Below are 5,193 nucleotides of genomic sequence, written 5' to 3' on the forward strand. Positions count from 1 at the left end.
GCATCGCCCGCCACCAGTTCCTCGACCAATCGCCACCCGCGCGGCGTCATGATCCGCGTCCCATGGGCAAATCCCCGTGAAGGTGGCAAGAAATAGGGGCGTATACTTCACAACGCGCCTCCGCAAAGCATGCGCTCGATCTCCCTGGCCTCTCGCACAAGCTCATTGATCTCTGCCCTGGCCTCGATCCATTCCCGCGCCCGCATGCCATGACGCCAGGCCGGGTGATCTGTGCCGGGGGAATGCCCGCCGCCCGCACCGTGAAAGCGACAGACGCGCCACCCACGCACCGCAGGGCCTTTGCACCGTTCGCCCGTGCGCTTGGACATTGCCGTGCATCTGGGTGCCGCATGCGCCTTGCTCATGGGGTTGTCGCCATCATTCATCGCCGCCCCTCCCCCCGGTTTTCACGTTGCCCACGATAGCCTGCCCCCCGTCAGAGACGTTGACGTGCTGCACCGTCACCCGTTGTTCCCCGCCCGTCCGGTGTTTTCTCAGGGCCTCAACCTGGGCCGCGAATGTTCGGGCGAGCTTGTTGAACCCGGTGTAATGGGCTTGCACTTGTGGCAGGTTGTCACTTGTCGCCATCCATCTGCCCGCCCGGATCGTTGCGACGTGCGTTGCCGCCATCTGCACCGCAAGCATGCGCTCGACAGGATCACGCGGGGCCAGATCACGGATCACGGAAAGCATGAATATCCGCTCGTCATTGCCGGGGTGCTCGTCGCTGGCCTCGTCCGCCTTCAGGGGCTTCAGGCAATGGCTCAGAAGGGCGTTCGCTTGCATCTCGTCAGACGTGCCGAATATCCGACACAGGGCGCTTTCCTGGGCCAGCTCGATCTTGTGTCCCGTCCGGGCCGATCCGCTCACCTTCACCCCGAGATCGTCCGCCTTGGCCTTTTCGATCTTTCCCATGCCGAACCTTTCATTGCCGCTCAGAGGCGATATGCGGGCCTCTCAGAGGCTTTCCGCCGTTTCTGGGCGTGTGATGCTATATTTTGCCGCTCTGGCCTCTAGCGCGGGCCGTTCGCGCTCCTGGGCCGCTTTTCCTATGGCTTCGGATACGCCGAATGCCTTGCCCTTGATCTCTGGCGGGGCCGGGTGCTTGGCATGCTGGGCCGCGATGTATTCCGCCCATTCGAGGGCGCTTTCCTTGTCGTCTTTTCGGTTGTTCATGTTGATCTGCCACCCGCCACAGACAGAACGCGCCACCACGTCCGCCGCGTAGGGCTTCAACACAAAGTCCGCAGAGCTGCCGCTTATGCGCTCGATCACGGCGACGAGCTGGGCCAGCTTGTATGAGGGCCAGAAGATCGACAGGTGAACGTGCGAACCCATATCCGCGCCCACGTCCCGACCCCAAAGGGCGACAAAGGGCAATCCCTCAGAGCGACACAGACGCGCCAGCTCGTCGCGGGTGTATTTTTCCCGATCCCATTCACCGCGCCCGAGGCAATGGCCTTCGTTGCGCTCGCCCGCCGTTTCTAGGGCCGTCCAAGTGATCGTGATGCCGATATTCAGGGGCCAATCCATCGCATAGGCGAATACCACCGCTTCACGGAACCGCATGAGCCTTTCCCTCTCTTTGCGCCTTTCATGGCGTGATGGACGAGGGCTTTTCTTCCCTACTATAGGATAGGGCCGTGCCGCTGGCCTCAGCACCCGTTGAACAAAAGGGGTTTCTGCAATCTCGTCGGAATATCTCGTCGCCAGATCAAACACGGGTGTTTTTCTCAGGTATTCTCTGCCGCCGCGTTTTCGTGCTGGCCTAGCCATGCCTCGAATGCGTCCCGCCTGATCCGTTGCACCGCACCGATCCGCACAATGGCGGGCGTCCGCTTCTGGGCGACGAGCTTTTGCCAGGTGCTCCGGCTGATCCCCATTGCAGAGATCACATCTGCCACCGTCATGAGCTGATCTTGTGTGTGTTGCGCCATGTTCAGCAATCCCTTGTGTCTGACACCGTATCTTGTGGGTGCAATTATACGGCAACAGAGGGCATGGGGGAAGGGTGGACGGAACGAAAGGCGAACCGGCGTTAAAGAATATCTCTGAAAGAGATAGTTAAACAGTTACGCGAAAACCGCGCTCGGAAATGTGACGCCTTTTCAGGGCCTTGCGCCTCGATCTCGTCGGGGCGAGTGGGTGATACCCCGAATGAAAGTGGGTGATACCCCGAGTGCCAGAGTGGGTGATACCCCGAGTGCTTTCACAGGCTGGGGCCAAGTTATCCACAGGCTCAGAGCTTATAGCGTCGATCTTGCCGCCATTCGATCTTGGCCGGATCACGGTTGAACGCCAGCGAAGGGCCGTTCGCCCCCTCGATCTCGTTCATGCTGTATTCGGGCAGGGCGTTGCGGGCGATAGCCTTACGCAAGTCTCTGGCGAACTGGCCGTAGGGCTGGGCCGATCCGCTCCGGGCGTGCAAGTCCCGGAAGGTGAATATCCACCCGGCTTGCCTGCCCACATGGCGACGGGCGAGGCGATACAGGAACCGATCAAGGCCGCTCGTCAGATCGAAATACTTGGGCGAGATAGACAGAATGTCCCGATCCTTCGTCACCGCCTCGAAAAGCCATAGGGGCAATTCCAGCCATGCCGCCTTGGCTTGGCCTTCGTCCGTTTCCTCGATCTTGAACGCCGACAGCAGGTTGAACCGCCCGAGGTTTCGGCGCTTGCTTTTCAGTGAAGGGCTTTCATAGGCGACGGACGTTGACCCGAGGCGATGCAAGGCCGCTTTCAGCTCGCCATATCCCTTGCCGCCAGTATCGCGCCCTACCGCCTTCAACAGGTTGTAAGGGTGAAACTCGATCCGGGCCGAGACGGGCAGGCCAGCATTCACCGCCTCGTTGATCTGCGACACCGCCCACAAGAGCACGTCATAATCCCAGATCGTCGCAATGCCCGTATCCTCCGGGGCCGTGACAAGCACCTTCTGGCCGCTGGGGCCTTCCCATTCGATCCGGGTGCGCTTGTTCTTGGACAGGGCGACGAGGGGGGCGCTCATGGCCTCTCTCTCGTCTCTGAAAGGCACGTCACCGATCAAGGCCACGAACAAATCTAGCTGGCGGTTTGTGCTCATGCCGCTTTGGCCTCGATCTCGTTATCCCGCGCCATGATGTTGCGCACCGTTGCCGCATACCACAGGCCACCCCGCGCCGTCTTAATCCCCCGCGTGTTCAGCTCGTCCGCGATCTGCCGCAAAGACGCACCGCCCGCCGCGATCTGGCGAATGATGGGCAGGACGTTGCCCGCATGCATGCATGCATTTTCAGCATTCTTGGCCGCGCCCTTGCGGGATGCCCGCCGTTGTTCCTCTTTGCGCTTAGGCATGGACCAGCCCAGCGCCACGCCACGCGCCTTTGCTGCCGCCAGAGCTGCACGGGTGCGATCCGATATGGCTTGTGCCTCATGTTCCGCCACCGCCGCCATGACATGCAATAGGAAGCGGTTGGCCTCTGGCATGTCCGCCGCCGCAATCTCGACACCCGCCTCTAGCAGGTTGGCAATGAATGCGACGTTGCGGGCGAGGCGATCCAGCTTGGCGATCAACAACACCGCGCCGATCCGCTTTGCCTCTGCCATCGCGCGGGCGAGCTGGGGGCGGTCATTTTTCTTGCCGCTCTCGATCTCGACAAATTCCGCCGCGATCTGGCCCTTGCTGGCGACGTGATCCAGCACCGCCGCCCGTTGCGCCTCAAGGCCGAGGCCGCTCTTGCCTTGGCGATCCGTGCTGACGCGAAGGTAGGTGACAAAGAGCATGATCATTCCGCAGCTGCTGTTGCGGGGAAACAGATGCCAGCAATGGCAGGACTGCCGTTCACATCCACGTTGCCGCGCAACCAAGCCGCCGCAGCTTCGCACAGCTCCTTTGTTTCAAACTGCGCCGTGGCCAAAGAAACCCCCTGATCTGCCGCGCCGATAAGAACCAAAACCCAGTCCATGACACCCCCGTATAAAAACCCTACGTCCGTAGCGTGTTTATACACATAGATGCATGCATGCATTCTGGCAAGCATTTATTGCTTTTCGTTGCCGTTTCTTGTTTCCTGCCGTCAGGACATAGGGGGCCACATGAAAACGCTCGTCATTGCCGCCCAGAAGGGCGGGGCAGGGAAAACGACACTCGCCCGCAATCTGGCGGTTGCCGCCGCTCAGGACGGGCAGAGGGTGCTTGCGCTCGATCTCGACCCGCAACAGAGCTTTCGGGCATGGTGGCGAGGCCGCGAAAGTGACGCGCCGATGATGCTGGCCGATGATCCCGCACCGCATGCGCTCAGGGCCACGCTAGACGCCGCTCAGGGCCGCTTTGATCTCGTCGTGATCGACACCCCGCCCGCCGCGCCGTCATGGCTCACAGAGACGCTCAGGGCCGCCGATCTGGCGTTGATACCCGTCAGGCCGTCCCCCGATGATCTCCGGGCCGTAGGGGCCACGATAGCCGCCCTGGGGGCCGCTGACGTCCCGTTCGCCTTCGTCATGTCTCAAACGCCACGGGCCAAGCTCACAGACGAGGCCGTGCGGGTGCTTGCCCAGCATGGCCGCGTTGCGCCCGTGAATATCGCCCAGCGCGTGATCTATGCCGAGACAGCCGCGACAGGGCAGGGCGTGACAGAGACGAGCGACACAAAGGCCGCGCAAGAGCTGGCCGCCATCTGGGGCTATGTGAAAGGGCTGATCGAATGAAAAAGGGCCTCGACCTGGGCGGGATGATCGACACCGCCGCAACACCGAAAGAGACGGGCATTCCGCAAAGAGGGGCGAGGCCGCGCAAAATGAAGGCCGAACGCCGATCCGATCAAATGTCCGTCCGCATGAAGCCCAGCACCCGCGCGTTGATCGAAAGCCTGTCCGATGCCGAGGGCGTCCCCATTGCCGAGATCGTTGAACGGGCGATAGACGCCTATGCCAAGAACGCATGAATGCATGCATTTTTGAGGGGTGATTCATGGCTTGGGTTATTGGTATTGGAATATTTCTGTTCCTCTTATTTGCATTCCCGCGAGCTATGGGGGGACTCATCGTTCTTTGCGGTTTAGCCATTGGCGGTTTTTTGCTTTGGCAAAAGCTGGAAAGCGGCAACCGCGCCCGAGAAAGAGCCGCGATTTCAATTACCCCCACATTCTCCAAGTAAGTCGCTGATTTCGCTGTCGTAATCGTGATATTTCGCATATAAATCATGGCGTTGACGGC

Annotated in this window: 9 protein-coding genes; 3 read left to right on the plus strand and 6 right to left on the minus strand. The window is 60.8% G+C overall.

Translation table 11 applies throughout. The features are described 5' to 3' along the window. Positions 1 to 378: 378 nt before the first annotated feature. The 6 genes from G5V65_RS21460 to G5V65_RS21485 all read right to left on the minus strand — a co-directional run bounded on the left by G5V65_RS21460 (position 379) and on the right by G5V65_RS21485 (position 3,944). Positions 379 to 915, minus strand: coding sequence for a hypothetical protein (locus tag G5V65_RS21460; RefSeq protein ID WP_165054568.1), 537 nt, complete (start codon positions 913 to 915; stop codon positions 379 to 381). A gap of 42 nt (positions 916 to 957) precedes the next feature. After that, positions 958 to 1,569 (minus strand): hypothetical protein, encoded by a 612-nt coding sequence (locus G5V65_RS21465; RefSeq protein ID WP_165054570.1) that lies wholly within the window; start codon positions 1,567 to 1,569, stop codon positions 958 to 960. A 164-nt stretch (positions 1,570 to 1,733) separates the two neighbouring features. Further along, positions 1,734 to 1,937 carry a helix-turn-helix transcriptional regulator gene (locus tag G5V65_RS21470; RefSeq protein ID WP_165054572.1) on the minus strand — a complete coding sequence of 68 codons (204 nt, stop codon included), beginning with the start codon at positions 1,935 to 1,937 and terminating at the stop codon, positions 1,734 to 1,736. A 302-nt stretch (positions 1,938 to 2,239) separates the two neighbouring features. Next, positions 2,240 to 3,082 (minus strand): replication initiator protein A, encoded by an 843-nt coding sequence (locus G5V65_RS21475; RefSeq protein ID WP_165054574.1) that lies wholly within the window; start codon positions 3,080 to 3,082, stop codon positions 2,240 to 2,242. Beyond that, positions 3,079 to 3,768 carry a recombinase family protein gene (locus G5V65_RS21480; protein ID WP_343162883.1) on the minus strand — a complete coding sequence of 230 codons (690 nt, stop codon included), beginning with the start codon at positions 3,766 to 3,768 and terminating at the stop codon, positions 3,079 to 3,081. Before G5V65_RS21480 ends, G5V65_RS21475 begins: the two co-directional genes overlap by 4 nt. After that, positions 3,765 to 3,944, minus strand: coding sequence for a hypothetical protein (locus G5V65_RS21485; RefSeq protein WP_165054566.1), 180 nt, complete (start codon positions 3,942 to 3,944; stop codon positions 3,765 to 3,767). Before G5V65_RS21485 ends, G5V65_RS21480 begins: the two co-directional genes overlap by 4 nt. Before the next feature lie 130 nt (positions 3,945 to 4,074). Between G5V65_RS21485 and G5V65_RS21490 the strand changes: the two genes are divergently transcribed. From G5V65_RS21490 to G5V65_RS21500, 3 genes are read left to right on the plus strand one after another with little or no spacing between them, the layout of a single operon-like run. After that, positions 4,075 to 4,686, plus strand: coding sequence for a ParA family protein (locus G5V65_RS21490; RefSeq protein ID WP_165054576.1), 612 nt, complete (start codon positions 4,075 to 4,077; stop codon positions 4,684 to 4,686). A 23-nt stretch (positions 4,687 to 4,709) separates the two neighbouring features. After that, complete coding sequence (locus tag G5V65_RS21495; RefSeq protein WP_165054579.1) at positions 4,710 to 4,922, plus strand: hypothetical protein; 213 nt, start codon at positions 4,710 to 4,712, stop codon at positions 4,920 to 4,922. A gap of 26 nt (positions 4,923 to 4,948) precedes the next feature. Then, entirely contained in the window at positions 4,949 to 5,134 is a 186-nt protein-coding gene (locus G5V65_RS21500; RefSeq protein ID WP_165054582.1) for a hypothetical protein, read from the plus strand. Positions 5,135 to 5,193 lie beyond the last annotated feature (59 nt).

It is taken from the genome of Paragemmobacter kunshanensis, from assembly GCF_011059185.1.
GTDB lineage: Bacteria > Pseudomonadota > Alphaproteobacteria > Rhodobacterales > Rhodobacteraceae > Paragemmobacter > Paragemmobacter kunshanensis.